The sequence below is a fragment of the Alcaligenes aquatilis genome, assembly GCF_003076515.1.
GTDB classification, from domain to species: Bacteria; Pseudomonadota; Gammaproteobacteria; order Burkholderiales; family Burkholderiaceae_B; genus Alcaligenes; species Alcaligenes aquatilis.
The window spans coordinates 3,442,938-3,462,741 of record NZ_CP022390.1; the positions used below are offsets into that span (position 1 = coordinate 3,442,938).

Annotated in this window: 15 protein-coding genes and 1 riboswitch; of the genes, 7 read left to right on the forward strand and 8 right to left on the reverse strand. The window is 56.6% G+C overall.

Annotation, left to right across the window (positions count from 1 at the left end; genetic code table 11):
- Position 1 precedes the first annotated feature (1 nt).
- Entirely contained in the window at positions 2-484 is a 483-nt protein-coding gene (gene rfaE2, locus CA948_RS15765; protein ID WP_094197831.1) for a D-glycero-beta-D-manno-heptose 1-phosphate adenylyltransferase, read from the forward strand.
- 268 nt (positions 485-752) lie between these two features.
- Here rfaE2 and CA948_RS15770 read toward each other — a convergent pair whose 3' ends face one another.
- From CA948_RS15770 to CA948_RS15790, 5 genes are all read right to left on the reverse strand, one after another.
- Positions 753-2,075, reverse strand: coding sequence for a TolC family outer membrane protein (locus tag CA948_RS15770; protein WP_108728502.1), 1,323 nt, complete (start codon positions 2,073-2,075; stop codon positions 753-755).
- Between the two features lie 15 nt (positions 2,076-2,090).
- The gene (locus tag CA948_RS15775) at positions 2,091-2,771 is read right to left on the reverse strand and encodes a protein-L-isoaspartate O-methyltransferase family protein (protein ID WP_094197829.1); all 681 of its coding nucleotides are present in this window, start codon (positions 2,769-2,771) and stop codon (positions 2,091-2,093) included.
- A gap of 74 nt (positions 2,772-2,845) precedes the next feature.
- Positions 2,846-3,541 carry a 5'-methylthioadenosine/adenosylhomocysteine nucleosidase gene (locus CA948_RS15780; protein WP_094197828.1) on the reverse strand — a complete coding sequence of 232 codons (696 nt, stop codon included), beginning with the start codon at positions 3,539-3,541 and terminating at the stop codon, positions 2,846-2,848.
- Positions 3,542-3,581: 40 nt separating this feature from the next.
- Positions 3,582-4,400 (reverse strand): bifunctional hydroxymethylpyrimidine kinase/phosphomethylpyrimidine kinase, encoded by an 819-nt coding sequence (gene thiD / locus CA948_RS15785; protein WP_108728503.1) that lies wholly within the window; start codon positions 4,398-4,400, stop codon positions 3,582-3,584.
- A 7-nt stretch (positions 4,401-4,407) separates the two neighbouring features.
- Positions 4,408-5,214, reverse strand: a complete 807-nt coding sequence (locus CA948_RS15790) for a thiazole synthase (protein WP_108728504.1) — start codon at positions 5,212-5,214, stop codon at positions 4,408-4,410.
- A 489-nt stretch (positions 5,215-5,703) separates the two neighbouring features.
- Here CA948_RS15790 and CA948_RS15795 point away from each other — a divergent pair, with 489 nt between their 5' ends.
- The 4 genes from CA948_RS15795 to CA948_RS15810 all read left to right on the forward strand — a co-directional run bounded on the left by CA948_RS15795 (position 5,704) and on the right by CA948_RS15810 (position 10,300).
- Positions 5,704-6,021 (forward strand): hypothetical protein, encoded by a 318-nt coding sequence (locus CA948_RS15795; RefSeq protein WP_094197826.1) that lies wholly within the window; start codon positions 5,704-5,706, stop codon positions 6,019-6,021.
- A 296-nt stretch (positions 6,022-6,317) separates the two neighbouring features.
- A complete protein-coding gene (locus CA948_RS15800; RefSeq protein WP_108728505.1) occupies positions 6,318-6,830 on the forward strand; it encodes a sigma-70 family RNA polymerase sigma factor in 513 nt (170 codons plus the stop codon).
- A 5-nt stretch (positions 6,831-6,835) separates the two neighbouring features.
- Entirely contained in the window at positions 6,836-7,813 is a 978-nt protein-coding gene (locus CA948_RS15805; protein ID WP_108728506.1) for a FecR family protein, read from the forward strand.
- 63 nt (positions 7,814-7,876) lie between these two features.
- The gene (locus CA948_RS15810) at positions 7,877-10,300 is read left to right on the forward strand and encodes a TonB-dependent siderophore receptor (RefSeq protein WP_238988612.1); all 2,424 of its coding nucleotides are present in this window, start codon (positions 7,877-7,879) and stop codon (positions 10,298-10,300) included.
- Between the two features lie 18 nt (positions 10,301-10,318).
- Here CA948_RS15810 and CA948_RS15815 read toward each other — a convergent pair whose 3' ends face one another.
- Positions 10,319-11,293, reverse strand: coding sequence for an ABC transporter substrate-binding protein (locus CA948_RS15815; protein WP_420866730.1), 975 nt, complete (start codon positions 11,291-11,293; stop codon positions 10,319-10,321).
- Positions 11,294-11,460: 167 nt separating this feature from the next.
- On the reverse strand, positions 11,461-13,314 hold the full coding sequence (locus tag CA948_RS15820; RefSeq protein WP_108728508.1) for a TonB-dependent receptor domain-containing protein: 1,854 nt from the start codon (positions 13,312-13,314) through the stop codon (positions 11,461-11,463).
- Between the two features lie 69 nt (positions 13,315-13,383).
- Positions 13,384-13,549, reverse strand: a riboswitch (cobalamin riboswitch).
- A gap of 143 nt (positions 13,550-13,692) precedes the next feature.
- Between CA948_RS15820 and metH the strand changes: the two genes are divergently transcribed.
- Both metH and CA948_RS15830 read left to right on the forward strand, forming a co-directional pair.
- Positions 13,693-17,466, forward strand: coding sequence for a methionine synthase (gene metH / locus CA948_RS15825; protein ID WP_108728509.1), 3,774 nt, complete (start codon positions 13,693-13,695; stop codon positions 17,464-17,466).
- 1 nt (position 17,467) lies between these two features.
- Positions 17,468-18,298 (forward strand): helix-turn-helix transcriptional regulator, encoded by an 831-nt coding sequence (locus CA948_RS15830; RefSeq protein ID WP_108728510.1) that lies wholly within the window; start codon positions 17,468-17,470, stop codon positions 18,296-18,298.
- A 60-nt stretch (positions 18,299-18,358) separates the two neighbouring features.
- On the opposite strand, the gene CA948_RS15835 is transcribed toward CA948_RS15830, so the two are convergent.
- The gene (locus CA948_RS15835; protein WP_108728511.1) at positions 18,359-19,792 is read right to left on the reverse strand and encodes a DHA2 family efflux MFS transporter permease subunit; all 1,434 of its coding nucleotides are present in this window, start codon (positions 19,790-19,792) and stop codon (positions 18,359-18,361) included.
- Between the last annotated feature and the right edge of the window lie 12 nt (positions 19,793-19,804).

The window sequence follows — 19,804 nt, forward strand, 5'->3', positions numbered from 1 at the left end:
TATGAGCGTACGTTTCGAGGCTAAGGTGCTGGGTCTGGATGCCTTGCGTGAGGCTATGGAACAGGGGCGCCTGGCGCGCCCGCTGGTCTTTACCAACGGTGTGTTTGATATCCTGCACCGTGGACATGTCAGCTACCTGGACGAAGCGGCCCAATTGGGTGCTTCGCTGATTGTCGGTGTGAATACTGACGCCTCGGTGCGACGTTTGAACAAGGGGCCGGAGCGCCCCATCAACCCTGAACAGGATCGTGCCGCTTTGCTGGCTGCGCTGGCTTGTGTGGATGCGGTGGTCTTGTTTGACGAAGACACACCCGAAGCCTTGATCGCGGCACTGCGCCCGGACTTGATCGTCAAGGGCGGTGACTACGATATGGAAGCCTTGCCAGAAACGGCTTTAGTGCGTAGCTGGGGAGGCGATGCGGTCGCCATTCCTTTTGAGTTTCAGCGCTCGACCACGGCCCTGGTTAAAAAGCTGCGTGACTAAACAAGCGGTATTGAAGGATTGAATCCCGGCATAGTCCGGGATTTTTTTGTCTGTTTGATCCAGGCATCGTGTCTTGTACACAAAGACAAGGACATGAGCACTGAAGTTGTCCGCGCAGGGCTTGGCGTTGTTTCGTTTGCGTTTGGATGGCGCTGCTGATGGATCTGACATTGCTGCTGTGAGCAAAGAGCGCGACGTGTATATCTCGGGCTTTCAGAATCTCAAGGATTCAATGGGAGCGCTTTGCTGCAGTCTTGCCTGGGTCGCTTCAGGACGCCGGTTGTAGCAGATCGTTCACGGCCCGCAGGTCGTTTTCGCTCAGCGTGCCGCTGGCTGCTTTCAAGCGTAGGCTGTTCATCAGAACGTCATAACGGGCTTGGGCCAGACTGCGCTGTGCTTCGTAAAGCTGCTGCTGGGCATTGAGCACATCGATATTCACACGCACACCGACCTCGTAAGCCAGCTTGTTGGCCTCCAGAGCGTCTTGGCTGGACTTGGTGGCCGCTTCCAGTGCCTGCACACGGACCAGACCCGAGGTGACGCCGGAGAAGTACTGGCGCGTCTGCTGGATGGACTGCTCAATGGCGAACTGGTGATCGTAGCGGGCCTGTTGCAGGCGCGAGCTTTGTTCACGGACTTGAGAGCTGGTTTCGCCGCCTCGGAAAATGGGGATACTTAGCTCCAGACCGACGGCGCTGTTCAGAGAACGTGGGCCACCGCCAGCTTGGCCAAACAGGGTCTGGTCGCTGCCGCTGCCGGTCTGGGCTTTCAAGGCCAGGGTAGGTTCGTGCAGGGCCTGGGTGCTTTTCAACTGCTCTTGGGCGGCACGTGCCTTGATATCGGCCAGTGCCACACTTAAACCGGATTGGCTGGACTGATCCAACCAGTCTTGTAGATTTGCAGGTTGTGGGGCGGGCAGACGCAAAGGCTCACGTAGGCGAGCCAGTGTTTCATAACGCTCCAGCGTCAGCGCCGCCAGCTTGTCCTGAGCCACTTGCAGGGCATTTTCCGCTTGCAAGACGCTAGCTCGTGTCAGATCCAGACGCGATTTGGCTTCGTAGGTATCGGTAATCGTGGTGCCGCCCAGTTGAAAATTCTGGTCAGCGGCGCGCAATTGCTCGTCAATGGCAGCTTGCTGGGCTTTCAAGGTAGATAGCGCATCTTGTGCTGCCAGCACATCAAAATAGCGTTGGCTGACGCGTAGCATCAAGTCTTGTCGATCCAGCGCCAGTTGAATATCGGCACCCTGCGCCAATAACTGAGCGCGTTCGTAACGAGCCCAGGCGTTGCGGTTGTAAACCGGTTGGCTCAGTGTGAGTGCCCAGGCGGCTCGGTCGCTGGAGTGTTGATTGGACAGCTTGCTGGTTTGGCGGCGCTCTTGCAGTTCGGCTGTGCCGATGGCGCTGATCTGTGGCAACAATTGTGCTCGACTCTGCGGCACTTGTTCTTGGTCGGCTTGATGTGCTGCCTGAGCCGCGCCAAATTGCGGTTCACGAGCCAGGGCCTGATTCCAGGCTTGCAGCAGGTCTTGCGACTGGGCCGTGCTGCTTAAGGCAAGCAGGCAGAGCAGCGTCAGGCGCAAGGAGGTCATGAACCGCATAGGCACTTAAAAGCGGAATTGTGAAACGGCCGTGCCGCGCAAAGGTTTGATCCAGGTGTCGAACAGCGGTGTGGTATCGAAGCTGGCGGCGCTGGTGCGAGTAATACGCACGGCTGTCATGACCGGGTTTTGACCGACCACCACCACCAGACGGCCCCCGATACAGAGCTGGTACTTCAAGGCATCAGGAATGGTGGGCACGGAGCCGGTGACCAAAATGGCGTCGTACTCGGTGGTGCCCCAGCCGGCATGTGCATCGCCCACTTCAACCTTGACGTTGCGTACATTGTTGCGCTGCAGGTTTTCCTGGGCAAAAGCGGCCAGTTTGCTGTCAATTTCGACGGAGGTGACTTGTTGGGACAGGTGAGCCAGCAAAGCGGCCTGATAGCCCGAGCCGGTACCAATTTCCAGCACACCGTCGCTAGACTGCAAAAGCAGCTCTTGAGCCAAACGGGCTTCCACTTTGGGCGAGAGCATGGTCTCGTGCGTGTCCACGGCATTGATGATCAGTGGCAGTTCGGTGTCCGAAAAGGCCGAAGAGCGCAAAGACGAGGGAACAAAGCGTTCGCGCTGGACCTCGACCAATGCTTGCAGCACGTTTTCGTCGGATACGTTCCAGGGACGGATCTGTTGTTCCACCATGTAGTAACGGGCACGTTCGAGTTCAGACAGCGCAATATGGTTCATAGCTTCCAGAAAACTAAAGGCTTGGCAAAGAGCCGATTATAAGCCAGCGCATCGATAAAGAGGCGCAGTCGGGCTTAGCAGGACGGCACCATCGCGTGAAGCAAGGTGCTGGCGTTGTTGACGGCAATGGGCAAGAAGGTGTCAAAGTCCATGTGTGCGTCGTTGTTGGCATTGTCTGAAATGCTGCGTATGCAGACAAAAGGCACGGTATTCAGATAGCACACCTGGGCAATGGCGCCACTTTCCATTTCGCAGGCTAAGGCATTAAAGGTGGCGCTTAACCACTGTATTTTATCGTTACATGCGATAAATTGGTCGCCGGTAACAATTCGGCCCGTGTGGACCTGATGCCCTTCAATTTGTTGGGCGGCAGTTTGGGCAATGGCCAGTAAGGCGGGGTCTGTCGGAAAATCAAAGGTATCCAGACGGAAAACCTGTCCTGGCGCCAGACCCAGGGCTTTGAGCTCCACATCGTGCTGGACCAGCGTATCGGCAATGACGATGTCGCCTGGCCGGATGCTGGGCTCAACCGCACCGGCAATACCGATATTGATGATGCTGCCCACGGCAAATTCCGAGATCAGCATCTGGGTGCAAGCGGCGGCATTGACCTTGCCCACGCCGCAGACTACGGCCACCACAGGTTTACCCAGATAGCTGCCGCGATGAAAGTCCATGCCGGCACGCTGGAGGGTCTGGGGCTCTTGCAAGCGTTCCAGCACAATCTCCAGCTCTTCGCGCATGGCGACAATAATTCCAAGTGTAGGCATAAGACAGGGGCCTTCAAGCGACCCGATCAAACGGCACGTATCAGGACGATGGCCACAGTTTATGGAAGTGATGCACCGGACCGTGTCCGTTGCCCACGGTTAGTTCACCCGAGCGGGCAATGGCTTCGTACAAGTACTTTTTGGCAGCCAGGGCGGCGTCAGGCACATTGCTGTATTGGGGCAGCAGGGCGGCTAGCGCAGCTGACAAGGTACAGCCGGTACCGTGTGTATTGGCCGTATCAATACGCTTGGCGGGCATTTCGATCATCTTGTCGCCATCGTGCAGCAGGTCTATGCAGTCCGAACCGGGCAGGTGGCCCCCTTTCAGGAATACCCAGCGCTGATCGCTGTGACTCATCAGGCGACGCAGGCGCTCGGCGGCCTGACGCATTTCCTTGACGGTTTCTACCGGGCGGGCGTCCAGCAGAACACCGGCTTCGGGCAGATTGGGTGTGATCATGGTGCACTGGGGCACCAGTTGCTCGCGCAAGGCATGGACAGCCGACTTTTCCAGCAAATGGTCGCCGCTTTTGGCGATCATCACCGGGTCCAGCACCAGATGCTTGGGTTTGAAGTGAGCCATGCGTTCGGCCACCACAGTGGTGACGGCCTCCTGGCCCAACATGCCTATCTTGACGCCATCAATGCGCACGTCGGCAAACAGCGTATCAATCTGCTGGCGCACAAAGTCGGCAGGAACGGGGCTGATGCCGGTGACCCCTTGGGTATTTTGTGCCGTCAAAGCGGCAATGACAGCGGTGGCATAAGCACCCAGGGCGCTCATGGCTTTGACATCAGCCAGAATACCGGCGCCGCCGGAGGGGTCAACTCCGGCAATGGTCAGCGTATTGGGAATCATGTCTCGATCAGGTACGGGAGTGAATCAGCCCTTCGGTAGGGGAGCTGGGGTCGGCATCGTAGTATTTGCGGGGTACACGGCCAGCCAGATACGCCTGGCGACCGGCTTGTACTGCCAGGTTCATGGCACTGGCCATCATTACAGGCTGACGGGCACCGGCAATGGCGGTGTTCATCAGGACACCATCACAGCCCAGCTCCATGGCAATAGCGGCATCCGAGGCCGTACCGACACCGGCATCCACCAGCACCGGCACCTTGCTCTGATCGATGATCAGGCGCAAGTTCCAGGGGTTGATAATGCCCATGCCCGAACCGATCAGGGAGGCCAAAGGCATGATGGCCACACAGCCAATATCTTCCAGCATACGGGCCTGGATAGGATCATCAGCGCAATACACCATCACATCAAAACCTTCATCCACCAGGGTTTTGGCGGCTTTCAGGGTTTCGGGCATATTGGGGAACAGATTGCCGGAGTCGCCCAGCACTTCCAGTTTGACCAGCTTGTGACCGTCCAGCAGTTCGCGGGCCAGACGCAAGGTCCGCACGGCGTCATCGGCGGTGTAGCAACCCGCAGTGTTAGGCAGCAGGGTGTATTTGGAGGGGGGCAGGTAATCGAGCAGATTGGGCTCGTTGGCGTTTTGGCCGATATTGGTGCGGCGAATGGCCACGGTCACAATGTCAGCGCCGCTGGCTTCAATAGCCAGACGAGTTTCATCAAAATCTTTGTATTTACCGGTGCCTACCAACAGCCGGGATTGGTAGCTGGTTCCGGCCAGGATAAAGGGGTCGTTGTTCACTGTTTGGGTCATGGTGGTGCTTTGTTGCGCATCCGTCTTTGGTGACGGAGAGATAAGTGATTTTTGCTGGGCAAACACTGCAAGAATAATCCATTTGGCCGGTACTCGCAGGAAAACCCTTATATAAGCTTGCTGGTGTTCGGGGGAAGGGCGCGTGAGTAGCAGACAGTAAAGCCTCTTTAGTCGGGGGGCTTGTGGGTGCCCTGCAAAATCACATATCCCTAAGTATAAATTTGATGTCCACAAGGTGATGGAAAGTGTGCCAATGCCTGACGGACAAGCCTTGGGTCAGGTGCGAAAATATCGTTGGTGCAAAAACCGTTGCCCTTTTTTTAACTACTCACGTTTAAAAGTAAATGGACCCTGATCCTTCTTTATGGCTTTGTTCCTGTAAAGGGCAAGCCTCCTTAATGATCTGTCAATTGGACGCTGGACCACAAAGCGGGCCCCTCTGATGAGGTGAGCACTCTTTCTGGGCCCTCGTGTCCGAAGGAGAATGCTATGTTCCGCCTCAACCTGTTCCGTTCTACTCCACACAATAATGCGCTGCAAGACGCTCTGCGCCTGGCTGCATCCCGCCAGCGCCAGGGCTACCTGCTGGAGCTGCTGCAAACCCACGGTGCGCGCGAGTTTGCCTATGCTCTTAACGACCTGTCCGGTCGCACCATTGAAAACGCACTGTCCACACTGCCTGCCGTGGAGCGCAGCCAGGTCCTCAAGCATCTGTCCCGTCGTGCCAAAGCCCGTCTGAACGATGTGGAAGGCTTGCGCTGCCAACCCACTCACGCTGTGCTGACCCTGCCGTCCTTTGTGATGTAAGGGTTGTTTTGCAGCGTCGTAGATGCCCCTGAAGTTTGGGGAGTGATCCGCGCCGCTGCAAGCTTCTCTGTGTTGACCCTTGGGCGGGCGTGGCCTTTTTGGCTATGTCCGTTTTCTTGATTTCAGCCCGCATCCGCTCCTTGTTTGTTTTAGATGACCCTTGCAGGGTGGTTAGCTGTTTTAGTGGTGATCTGTCGTGGCCAGACGACGCTTGCGGCCTTCGCCGTCAGAATCCTTGTCTTTTCATGTCATAATTTTGGAATGAGAATGATTATTGATTAGTGCATTCAGGGTCTATGGACTATCCGTCAGCACCCATCGGGATGGGAGATTTCTATCAGGATCACCGTAGCTGGTTGTTGCGGTGGTTGCGCGCGCGTTTGCATTGCAGCTTTACGGCAGAAGATCTGGTTCAGGACACGTTTGTGCGTTTGCTGCTGGCCCCCTGTGCCGTTCATCATTTACGCCACCCCCGTGCGTTTCTGGCGACCACGGCCAGAAGGCTGCTAATTGATCGCAGCCGACGCATGGCTGTCGAACAAGCTTATCTGGAAGCCTTAGAGGCGACCTTGGCCCAAGGGGTGCAAGCACCCTCGGCCGAGCAGTGCGCCCACACGCTGGAAGTGCTGGCCTTGTTGGCCCAGGCTCTGGATGAATTGCCCGCGCGGGCTCGCATGGTGTTCCTGAGCTGCTATCTGGACGGGGAAACGCAATCCACGGTGGCCAAGCGCTTGGGTGTCAGTGAGCGCACCGTGCGCAATGATCTGGTGCAGGCTTTGCTCCATGTTCAGACCTTGATTCCAGCTTGAACCCCATGTCCAACGAGGAAATAGAGCGACAAGCCGCCCAATGGGTTGTGCTCTTGTCCGATCCCGAACAATTTACCGAACAGGCCCAGGCCGAGTTCATGGCCTGGCGCGTGCTGGACCCGCGTCATGAAGCAGCGGCTGCGGCTATGGAGGCGGTGCTGTGCAGGGTAAGAAAACTGGCCGTACAGGCTAATACCCCTCCTGGGCGCAGTGCGCTGGATGCAGGATTGTCAGCGCGGCCCAAGCTTTTGCGCGATTGGCGTCAGGGCACGATGCTCCTGCTCTGGGCCGTGGTGCTTATCTTGCCGATTCTGGCCTTTGTATTGCCTTGGTCCAATCAGTCCGTCCTTACTGCCGCTGGACAATGGCGCAGTGTGGTGCTGGAGGATGGCACTCGTCTGGAGCTGGCTGGGGCATCGCAAGTCAAGATTTTATATAGCAAGCAGTACCGGGATATTGAGCTGTTGGAAGGGCAGGTTCGTGTGGTGGTGGCCAAGCAGCCGGATCGACTGTTGCGGGTCTTGAGCAGCCAGGCCGTCTCGCAAGCCTTGGGCACTGAATTTATCGTGCAGGAGCAGCCTCAAGGCACCTTGCTGACCGTGCTGTCCTCTCGGGTTCTGGCGTATCCGCGTACCCAAGGCCCACAAGCGGCTCGCGAACTGGGGCCGGGCGATCAGGTGCAGATCAATGCGCAAGGCCTGGGGGTAAACCGCCAGACGGATGTGAACAGCGTCATACGCACGTGGGACCAGCGGCAACTGCTTCTGGAGCATGTCCCTTTGACGCAGGCTCTGGAGCAGATCACCCGCCAGTATGCCGGCAAAACACAGATCAATCCGCATGGCATGGAGGGCTTGACGGTTAGTGCTGTCTTGCCTGCTGACAAACCTTTGTCGGCCTTGGCGTTGTTGAAGAATTTGTATCCCCGATTGCAGGTGCAAAACACGCCAAACGAAGGATTGACGATTAATTTCAGGCCTTGATTGCCGCTTTTTTGGGCTCGTGCGTCTTTAACAGATAGACCTTGCCAAAGAAGGAGAGATTTCATGGTCCCGAAGAATGCGCCGCCTTTGGCGCTTGTGAAAACGTCGTTCATGCCCAATATCTGCCGCCGCTTGCTGGGTCTGGCTTTTGTAGGGGCCTTGATGCTGAATGTGGCACCGGCCTCGGCCCAGACGACCCAAGCTTATGCGCTGGAAGCCGGGGATCTGGCTAGCCGCTTGAGCCAGTTCGCTCAACAGGCCGGGGTGGCGCTGGTGATGGATTCTTCCCGACTGCAAGGTCTGCGCGCACCGCGTTTGCAAGGACAGTATTCCGTGCAGGACGGCTTTGCTGCCTTGCTGGCCGGGCAGCCGTTTCAGGTTCAAAGCCGGGATCAGGGCTATATCTTGATTGCCCTGCCCGATAGTGACACCTTGGCTGACGGCGCCGGTGTGCAGTCTTTGGCCAGTATTGAGGTACGCCGCAATGCGCTGGGCGACATCACCGAAGGTTCAGGCACGTATGCGGCGGGCACAATTGCCACGGCAACCCGTTTGCGCTTGACACCACGCCAGACGCCGCAGGCCATCAGCGTGACTACACGCAAGCAGATGGACGACTTTAACCTGACCAGTATCGATGACGTAGTGCGTCATACTCCTGGCCTTAGCATCATTACTTATGACAGTGAGCGTACCGCTTACGAAGCACGCGGTTTTGGTGTTCAGAACTTTCAATATGACGGCATCCCCACCTTGCGTGATTCACCGTACTCGGCTGGCCATTCGCTCACGGATACAGCGATTTACGATCGTGTCGAGGTATTGAAAGGCGCCTCCGGTTTGCTCACTGGCAGTGGAACCCCAGGCGCGACGATCAATATGATTCGCAAAAAGCCGACGCGCGAGTTTCAGGGGTATGCCAGTGCGGGCTTGGGCTCTTGGAGTAATTACCGTGGTGAAGCGGATTTCTCCGGCCCTTTGAACGAGTCAGGTTCCCTACGGGGCCGTCTGGTCGGCGCCTATCAGGACAAGAAAAGCCATCTGGACCACTACCAACGTCAGACTTTGGTGTTGTACGGCATTGTTGAAGCCGACCTGACACCGGATACCCGCTTGACCCTGGGTGCTGATTTGCAGGACAACGATCCCAAAGGATCAACCTGGGGGGGTATACCGATTTATGACGCACAGGGCAACTTCAACGAGATGGACCGTTCTTTTAATAACGGTACGCGCTGGAGTCGCTGGAACCAGTACACCCGTTCGGCCTTTGCCACCTTGGAGCACGAATTCGACAACGGTTGGATGGCCAAGGTGCAGCTCAATCGCTTGATCAATGGTTATGACTCTGAGCTGGCTTCGGTAGCGGCTGGCAATCCCGATCCTTTAACCGGCAAAGGTACTTCCCTATGGTCTGGACGCTACGTGGGCAAGACAGTCTCCAATACGGCTGACTTTTATGCGACTGGTCCTTTTGAGCTGTTCGGCCGTGAGCATGAGCTGGTGGTTGGCGCAGGTGTATCGCGCCGTCGCTGGACTAACACGTCTTACGGTGAAAACAGCAATACCGATGTCTCGAATTACTACGAATGGGATGGTCGCTGGCCGCGCATGAACTGGCAGCACCTGGGCGACGACCGTGAAGTGACACGCGAAAATGGTCTATATGTCAGCACACGTCTGAACCTGCGCGATGATTTGAAGTTGCTACTGGGTACACGCTACGCCAACTACAACAAGCTTGAGATGCGTGAGACAGGCATATGGGTGCCTTACTTTGGGGCTGTGTATGACCTGAACGATAATTTCTCCGTCTATGCCAGTTACACCAACATTTTCCAGCCTCAGAGCTTGCAAGACGAGGGAGGCCGTACTCTGGACCCCTTGCGTGGCGATAACTACGAGGTCGGTCTCAAAGGCGAATTCATGGGGGGGCGTTTGACGTCCAGCCTGGCTTATTTCCAACTGCGTCAGGATAACTTCGGCAAGGAAACGGGGGGGCGCACGCCATCGGGAGGTATCGCGTATGAGGCGACTCAAGGTGTGCGCACGCATGGCGTAGAGCTGGAAGTAGCTGGGCAGTTGACGCCGCAATGGCAGATGCATGCGGGTTACGCTTACAAGCTATCGCGCCAGGATGGCGATAAAGTGTCTACCTTGTCGCCCGAGCATCAGTTCAACATCTATACCACGTACGATTTTGAGGGTGACCTGAATGGCCTGACCTTGGGGGGCGGTGCCCGTTGGCAAAGCAAAACCTGGGGTGATGTCAGTCGACCCGGATCGCCGGGTAAGGTTCAGCATACCGTTGCGGGCTATTGGCTGGTGGATGCGATGGCGCGGTATCGCTTCAACAAGAATTTGTCGGCCACCTTTACCGTCAATAACCTGTTCGACAAGCGCTATTACTCTATGTTCTCCTGGTACAGCACGTATACCTGGGGCGAGCCGCGCAACATGATGCTGGCAGTGAAGTATCAGTTCTAGGCTGGAGTAGAAAGCCGTTCAGGATACCTGGGCTCGATAGCGATCCAGTTGCTCGCACAGCTCGCGAGTGGCCTCTATCAGCCTGGGGCCGGGGCGGTACAGCGCATCCGGGTTCAGGTTCAGCAAGGCGTGGGGGCTTAGCCCCAGATGTTTTTCCCAGAACAGATGGCGGGCGCGCAATTGGGCCGGATCACGGTAGGCCATGATGACCACCTGCGGGCGCTTGTGCAGCACGTCTTCCAGACTGATGGTGGGGGCGACGGCAGCATGGTGGGCATAGATGTTCTGTGCCTTGCAGGTGTTCAGCACATCCTGAATCAAAGGATCGCGTGCCAAGGTATATAAAGGCTCGGAACCGATTTCCAGAAACACGCTGACGGTCTCGCCCAGGCGGCTGTTATGGCGCAGGGCGGCAATCTGATTGTCCAGCAAAGCAGCGATGGGAACGGCGACATCGGCTGTATCCAGGCTGTCTCCTGCCAGACGGACAAAGGCGGGAATGTCGTCCAGTTTTTCAGGGGCGGCAAAGATCAGGCTGATATGGGTTTGCTGTAGCTGGCGCTGTAATTCAGGCCCGATCTGGTTGGCTTGCCAAGCCCAGACTTGATCGGGTTTTAGTTCCAGCAGCCGTTCGGGGTTCACGCGCAAGGCGTCCCCAACGCGGGGTAGATCCTTGGCGGCAGGGGGGTAGTCACTGGAACTGTCTACGGCGATCAAGTGGTCTTGAGCACCGGCGGCAAACAGGATCTCGGTAATGTGGGGAGCAAGGCTAATCGCACGGGCTGGAGCGACAGTTGTTGTGGGGGGGGCGTCTTGTTCGGCTGCGGCGTTTTGTGCTTTTTTATCTTGCTGCTGACTCTGTACTTCTTGAGTACTTTGCTTTGTGCTGGTCTGTGTCTGTGTCTGTGTCTGTGCTTCGGGCTGTGCTTGAATCTGCGCCTGTGATTGCAGGGAGTCTTGCTCCTGAGCTTGCGTCAGGATAGGTAATCCCAAAAGCAGGACGCACAGGGAATGCAAACCCCATAGCCCCAATCCGCTCCAGACAGAGCGCTTCGGGTGGTGAAGGCGATAAGTCGCAGGCAAAGGGGGCATCATGCGCCTTTAAGTCAATGGCGCGGCCCAAGAGCCGCGCCAGAATCAAGCAAAGCTGATTTTACTGCTTACATGCGCCAGGCAAAGTTCAGGAACACGCTGGAGCCGGCGTTGTTATAGCCACGAGCCAAGGTGTAGTCCTTGTCGAACACATTGTTCCAGCGCAGTTGGGCTTCCAGGCTGGAAGTCAGCGGGTAGCTGGCGGTCAGGTTCAACAGGCCGTAGCTGCCCAGACGCTGGCTATTGTCGGGGTCTTCGAATCGATGGGACGCAAATTGATATTCAGCCCCTGTTTTCAGCGCTCCGAAGCGTTGTTCAACAGCCACTTTGTAGTTTTGTTTGGCGCGGCGAATTAGACGGTTGCCTGTGTCCAGATCTTTTGGGTTGGTAAAGTCAGCGCTGGCGCTCAGAGTGGTGTCGCCAAGTTGCTTTATTGCCGTCAAGGTTACGCCAGTGATACGAGCGTTTTTGGTATTGATAGGCATGCTGTAACCAAGCGCTGCATCGTACGGGCCGGTGCTGATCAAGTCTTTGATGTGGTTTTGGTAGACGACCAGACCTAATTCGGTAGTGTCGTCGGTATAACGGATATGGCCCTCGATATTGCGTGATTTTTCTGGTTTCAGGTCTGGATTTCCTTGGTATCCAAATCCACTTGGCCAGTACAGGTCTGTAAAGGTCGGGGCGCGAAAACCAGTATTGGCAGCCAGACCAACTGTCCAGTTATCGCTGATGTCCAGGTCATAGCCTAAGCCACCAGTGACTTTGTTGCCGTAGCCGCTGATATTGTCATTGCGGACGCTGGCCTGAAGGTGATGCTGATTAATGTCGCCCCGGTAAATCAGGGAAAAAGCATTGGTGTTGCGTTGATCCTGTTGCTGAATAGTCGAATGAGTAATTCGTTCTTCCTGGCGCTCAGCCAACAAGGAGACAGTATGCCCCTGAGCGAGAGTGAGATCATTTTGCCAACTATATTGGCGTTGGATAGACGAGAAGATGGACGGGGCTTTTGTGCGTGAATCTATTGCCTCTTTGCTCAAAGAAGCGCTTAAACGACTGATCCAGAAGTCGGACAGTTTGTTGGTGCTGGTTAGGCCATAGGCCTGCTGACGGGTCAGGGCTCTAGGTGTGCGAGGTTCGGTTGAACCGTTGTCAAACTGGCCGTCCATATAGGTGTTGATAGCTGTCAGTCCAAGATGTTGGCCCTGTGCCCACTCATATCCTAGCGATCCACTCAGACCATGCTGGGTGTAGCCATTCTTGTCGGGGTTATAGGCCCAGTCCAATAGTGGATTGGTCGCATTGAAACCATCGCTGGTACTGTAGCTGGAGGCCAGGCTGTAGTCCCAACCTTGAGACGCCCCTGAAAAACCGGCGCTGGCTTTGAAGGTGTCTTGCGAACCCAGGCCCACATTTCCCCAGGCGCTCAAGGCACGGTCGCCGCCACCTTTTTTGGTGATGATATTAATGACACCCCCAATCGCATCCGAGCCATACAGGCTGCTGCCTGCGCCACGCACAATTTCAATACGCTCGATCAGGGCAGGGTCAATCGCCTGCCAGTTCACCGAACCACTGGTGGGGCTGTTGATACGCATGCCGTCGATCATGACGCGGGTATGTTTGGGGTCAGTACCGCGTAAAAAAACGCCAGTCGTAGTTTGCGGACCCCCACTGCTGTAAATCTCCACCCCAGGCTGACGCTGCAAAATCTCAGCCACACTGCTTTGACCCGCTTTTTGCAAGGTTTCCTGATCAATCACCGTCACGTCACCCACCACGTTTTTCAGTGATTGAGCCATGCGGCTAGGGGTAACAACAATTTGATCCAGCTTGGTGACAGGGGCAGTTTGGGCCGTGGCGATCAAAGGCAGGGCGCCCGCCAGGGCGACCATCAAAGGTCTGATGGACAGTAGAGTCATGGAGATTCCTGTGGGATGTGCGTCCCCGCACATCAATAAGCGAAGCCGCCCACCGTGGGACGGCCATGAATTCAGGCTCGAGAAGCAGGCTGGTGTCGGGCTTTGCGTGTAGCAGGTACCGTTGCGGGGGCAGCACGTTTGGCAGTTCCAGGATGGAACCGCTCACGTTTCCCATTTGACTTTCCCAGGCCCACGGCTGCATGGGCCGGAAAGCACCTCTTTCCGAGCGGAAAATGTTACATGCCGCTGGCGCAAAGGTTAAGTGTTTGGGGTGGATTTGCCGTACAAGGCGCTACAATTGTGGCGCCAATCCACCATTCTCGCGGCTCTTGCTGTCAGATGCCGTCAACGTCCCGTTTCGTGCTACGGAGCTTTTTAGTGTCCTATCCTGCTTTGCCTTATCCGATCTCTGCCTATACGCGTGGTGCTGAATTTGCGCACCGTTTGGGGCAGCAAATTCTGATTCTGGACGGTGCGATGGGCACCATGATTCAGCGTTACAAATTGGGTGAGGCTGATTTTCGGGGCGATCGTTTTGCGGATCACCACAAGGATGTGAAGGGCAATAACGAATTGCTGTCGCTGGTGCGACCCGACATTATTCGTGAAATTCACGAGAAATACCTGGCGGCCGGGGCCGATGTGATCACGACCAATACCTTTGGTGCAACCGATGTGGCCCAGGGTGACTACGATTTGCAGGGCATCAGCTATGACCTGAACCTGGCTTCGGCTCAACTGGCCTGTCAGGCACGTGATGCCTTCAGCACACCTGAATGGCCGCGCTTTGTGGCTGGTGCCTTGGGCCCGCAGCCCAAGACGGCTTCTATTTCCCCGGATGTGAATGACCCGGCTGCTCGTAACGTCACCTTTGACCAACTGCGTGTGGCCTATACGGAGCAGGTTCGTGCCTTGCTCGATGGTGGCGTCGATATTTTGCTGATCGAAACCGTTTTTGACACGCTGAACGCCAAGGCGGCTGTTTTTGCGCTGGAAACGGTTTTTGATGAGCGCGGTGAGCGCGTGCCAGTGATGGTGTCGGGCACGGTTACGGATGCATCGGGCCGGATCTTGTCAGGTCAGACGGTAGAGGCCTTCTGGAACTCCATGCGTCATGCCCGTCCCATTACGATTGGCCTGAACTGTGCCTTGGGCGCCGCCTTGATGCGTCCTTACGTGGCCGAGCTGTCCAAGATTTGTGACACCTATGTGTGTGTCTACCCCAACGCTGGTTTGCCCAACCCCATGGCAGAAACCGGCTTTGATGAAACGCCAGCCGATACGTCCAGCCTGCTGCAGGAATTCACGCAAGCCGGCTTGGTGAATATGGTCGGTGGCTGCTGTGGTACGACGCCCGAGCATATTGCCGCCATTGCCGAGCTGTGCCGCAAGTTGCCTCCACGCGTTGTTCCCGAGGTTCCTGTCAAAACCCGTTTGTCGGGTCTGGAGCCACTGAATATTGACGAAGATACCTTGTTTGTGAACGTGGGCGAACGGACGAACGTAACGGGCAGCAAGGCTTTCTTGCGCCTGATTCAGCAAGAAAACTACGAACAAGCCTTGTCGGTGGCCCGTCAGCAGGTGGAGAACGGCGCACAGATTATCGATATCAATATGGACGAAGGCATGCTGGACTCGGCAGCCTGTATGCACCGCTTCCTGAACATGATTGCCTCCGAGCCGGACATTGCCCGCGTGCCCATCATGATCGACAGCTCCAAATGGGACGTGATCGAAACGGGTTTGCGCTGCGTACAAGGCAAGGCCATCGTGAACTCGATTTCCATGAAAGAGGGCATTGAGCCTTTCCTGGAGCATGCTCGCTTGTGCCGTAAATACGGTGCCGCTGTAGTGGTCATGGCCTTTGATGAGCAAGGCCAGGCAGACAGCTACGAGCGCCGGGTGGAAATCTGCGAACGTGCTTACCGCTTGCTGGTGGACGAGGTTGGTTTCCCGCCAGAGGACATTATTTTTGACCCCAACGTCTTTGCCGTGGCAACTGGCATGGACGAACACGCTAATTACGGCCTGGACTTCATTCGGGGCGTTAGCTGGATTCACAAGAATCTGCCGCATGCGCGTCTGTCCGGTGGTATTTCCAACGTCAGTTTTTCCTTCCGTGGCAATGAAGCCATGCGCGAGGCGATTCACACGGTTTTCCTGTACTACGCCATTCAGGAAGGCCTGACTATGGGCATCGTGAATGCCGGTCAGTTGGGTGTGTATGCCGATATCGAACCGCATCTGCGTGATCTGATCGAAGACGTGGTTCTGAACCGGGCCGAGCCTAAAGGCAAAACCGATCCGGCTGACGAACGCACCCCCACCGAGCGGCTGGTGGAAATGGCCGAGAGCGTCAAAGGCTCGGGCGCCAAGAAAGAGGAAGACCTGAGCTGGCGCGAAACCACGGTTGAGCAGCGTTTGATCCACTCTTTGGTGCATGGCATTACCAGCTTCATCGTGGAAGATACGGAAGAAGTTCGTCAGAAGATCGACGCCCAGGGTGGTCGCCCTATCAGCGTGATTGAAGGCCCCTTGATGGACGGCATGAACGTGGTGGGCGACCTGTTCGGTCAGGGCAAGATGTTCCTGCCGCAGGTGGTGAAATCTGCGCGTGTGATGAAACAGGCCGTGGCCCACTTGATTCCTTTCATCGAAGAAGAAAAACGCCAGATTGAGGCTGCAGGTGGTGACGTGCGTTCCAAAGGCCGCATGGTGATTGCCACAGTGAAAGGCGACGTACACGATATCGGCAAGAACATTGTGTCCGTGGTGATGCAATGCAATAACTTTGAAGTGGTGAATATGGGCGTGATGGTGCCGTGTGCCGAGATCCTCGCCAAGGCCAAAGAAGTGGACGCCGATATTGTGGGCCTGTCCGGCTTGATCACCCCCAGCCTGGAAGAAATGGCCTACGTTGCGTCTGAGATGCAGCGTGACCCCTACTTCCGTGAGCGCAACATCCCCCTGATGATTGGTGGCGCGACCACCAGTCGTGTACACACGGCGGTGAAGATTGCCCCGCATTACGACGGCCCGGTTATCTACACGCCGGACGCCAGCCGCTGCGTGGGTGTGGCTACTCAGTTGGTGTCAGATAACGTGGACGAGTTCTTGGCCGAGGTGCGCGAGGAGTACGAACAAGTGCGCCAGCGCCATGCCAATCGCAAAGCCACACCGTTGATCTCGCTGGAAAAAGCGCGCCAAGACAAGCCAGCCATCGACTGGACCACCTACGTGCCGCCACGCCCCAAATTCATTGGTCGCCGTACTTTCAAGAATTACGACTTGGCCGATATTGCCCAGTTTATCGACTGGACGCCGTTCTTCCAGACCTGGAGCTTGTTTGGCAAGTACCCGGCCATTCTGGAAGACAAGGTGGTGGGCGAGCAGGCCAAGACCTTGTTTGCCGAAGGGCAGGCTATGTTGAAGAAAGTCATTGAAGGTCGCTGGTTGACGGCAAACGGCGTGATTGCGTTCTACCCCGCCAATACCGTCAATGGTGAAGATATCGAGGTCTATTCGGACGAATCGCGCAGCGAAGTTCTGTTCACCTGGCGCAACCTGCGCCAGCAAGGCGTCAAGCGTGAAGGCGTCGATAGCAAGTGTCTGGCCGACTACATTGCTCCCAAAGAAAGCGGCGTGGCTGATTACATCGGCATGTTTGCGGTGACTGGCGGGATTGGCGTGGACAAACTGTCCGAGCGGTTCCAGGCTGCTGGCGATGATTACTCCGACTTGATGATCAAGGCGCTGGGTGACCGTTTTGCCGAAGGCTTTGCTGAATGTCTGCATGCTCGTGTCCGCACGGATTTGTGGGGCTATGTCACCGACGAGCGCCTGTCCAACGAAGAGCTGATCGACGAGAAATACCAGGGCATTCGTCCTGCACCCGGTTACCCGGCTTGCCCGGAGCATGTGGTCAAGCACGATATGTTCCGTGTCCTGCAGTGTGAAGACATCGAGATGTTCATCACCGACAGCTACGCCATGATTCCGGCTTCCAGCGTGTCGGGCTTCTACTTCAGCCACCCGCAGTCCAAGTACTTCAACGTGGGCAATATTGGTGAAGACCAGTTGCAAGACTATATCCAGCGCAGTGGTCGTACGGAAGAAGACGTACGTCGCACCTTGTCGGGCGTATTAGGCTGATATGGGAACGACGGGGCCTAATCCGGGAGGTGCCGAGAGCGCGTCCCAAACCCGGCGTCAGGCTTTGGGACGTTTCTTGCGTCATGCGCGAGAACGTATCCGGCCTGTAGACCTGGGTCTGGCCCCTGGTGTGCGCCGTCGCACTCCTGGTTTGCGTCGCGAAGAAGTGGCTCAACTGTGCGATATCAGCACCACTTGGTACACCTGGATCGAGCAGGGTCGCGACGTGACCGTATCCCCCACGGTCTGCGCCCGTCTGGCAACGGTCCTGAAATTGGCCCGAGCCGAGCGCCACTACCTGTTTGAGCTGGCCGACTGCGCCGACCCCGAACATTGGCAGGGTGATATTCAACCCTTGCCGCAAGGCCTGAGCGCCTGCGTCGATAGCATCTCCGCCCCAGCTTACATTCTGGATCGTAGTTGGAACGTACTGGCCCGCAACGAAGCCTTGTTGGGTTTGTTCGATGGCTGGCCCGATCGTAGCGAACAGCCCAATTTATTGCGCTATATCTTCCTGGACCCGGCAGCGCGTGAGCTGGTGGTGGACTGGGAGCAGCGCGCCAGCCGCGTCGTGGCCGAGTTCCGCGCCGACGTAGGTGCCCATGCCGATGAAGCCGATGTACAGGCTCTGATCCAGGAACTGGCGCATCAAAGCCAGGTATTCGCTTTCTGGTGGGGACGCCAGACCGTGGTGGAGCGGGAAGGGGGCTTGCGAGATTTTCGACACCCCAGCCAGGGCGTGCGCCGCTTTCAGCAATTTACCTTTCGCCTGGCAATACGCCCGGACTGCAAGCTGGTGATGTTGCTGGAAGATGAGGATAAGCCGGTTTAAGAGCTTCTTGACTTGCTCCTGTAGTTTTGTCGGTCTGCACTTGATGTGAGAAAAGTAGACCTACTTCTTCTGCAACGACTCACCATCACTGGCTGACAGCCGGGCAAAAGACAGGCTCGATATCGCCGTAATCGCGCCCAGAATCAGAAAGGCCCAGATCGTATCCTGGGTCTCTACGCTGCTGGCGCCGCGCAATGCCATGCTGACATTCAGCGTTACCGCCGCACATGCCACGCCCAGACTGATAGCCAACTGCTGCGCCATGGCGGCGAAACTGCTGGCCTGGCTCATGGCTTCGGATTCCAGGTCGGCGTAGGTCAGGGTGTTGACGGCGGTGAACTGCAGGGAGCGGAAAAAGCCGCCTGCAGTCAGGACGGCAATCATGAGCCACATGGGTGTAGTGGCCTGGAACATGGCGCACAGGGCGATGAACAAGCCTGTCAGCCAGGCGTTGACGATCAGGACTTTGCGAAAACCGTAGCGTCGGATGATGGGTGGAGCCACCAGTTTCATGCCCAGAGCGCCAATCGCCCCGGTGAAGGTGATCAGACCCGCCGACAATGCGCTCATGCCAAAGTTGGTTTGCAGCATGATCGCTAACAGAAATGGTGAGGCCCCTAGCGAGAAGCGGCACAGATTGCCGCCCAATACAGAAATGGCAAAGGTCTTGGTGCGTAGCAAGGACAAATCAATAATGGGATAAGCTACTTGCCGTGCATGCCAGATGTACCATGCCCCCGCGACCAGACCCGCCAAAGTCAGCCAGCCCAGGGTGGCCCAGCTAATGGTGCCGTGGCCTACGTTCTCGAAACTGGTTACCAGCGTGGCCAGACAGATGGCGCTCAAGATAAAGCCCAGCCAGTCCAGGGGCGGGCGCTCGGTGGGGTAGTCCTCGCGGATGTAACGCAGTACCAGAGCGATACCCAGTACCCCCACGGGGATGTTGATCAGGAAAATCCAGTGCCAACTGGCATAGGTGACTAAAAAGCCACCCACAGGCGGACCGATGATAGGGCCCAGCAAGGCGGGTAAAGTCAGCACCGCCATGGCGCTTAAAAGCTCATCTTTAGGCACCCGTCGCAGTAAGATAATGCGACCTACCGGAACCATCATGGCTCCCGCCATGCCTTGTATCACGCGGGAAATGATCAGTTGTGACAGGGTCTGGGACAGGGCACATGCAACAGAACTGGCGGTAAAGAGTAGAATGGCGGCCAGGAACACCTTGCGCGCACCAAAGCGGTCTGCAGCCCACCCACTGATAGGAACGAATACAGCCACGGCCAGCAGGTAGCTGGTAATGATGGTATTCATGCGGATGACGCTGGTATCCAGCGATAAGGCCATCGTGGGCAGAGCAGTGGCGACAACCGTAGAGTCCAGCATTTGCATGAACAATGCACATCCCACAATGTAGGGAATAATGCGTATGGCTCGACGCTCTTGAGGGGACAGGGTTGCCGGTTTGGTGGCTTCGGTCTGTTCAGATGCCATGCGGCGAACTCT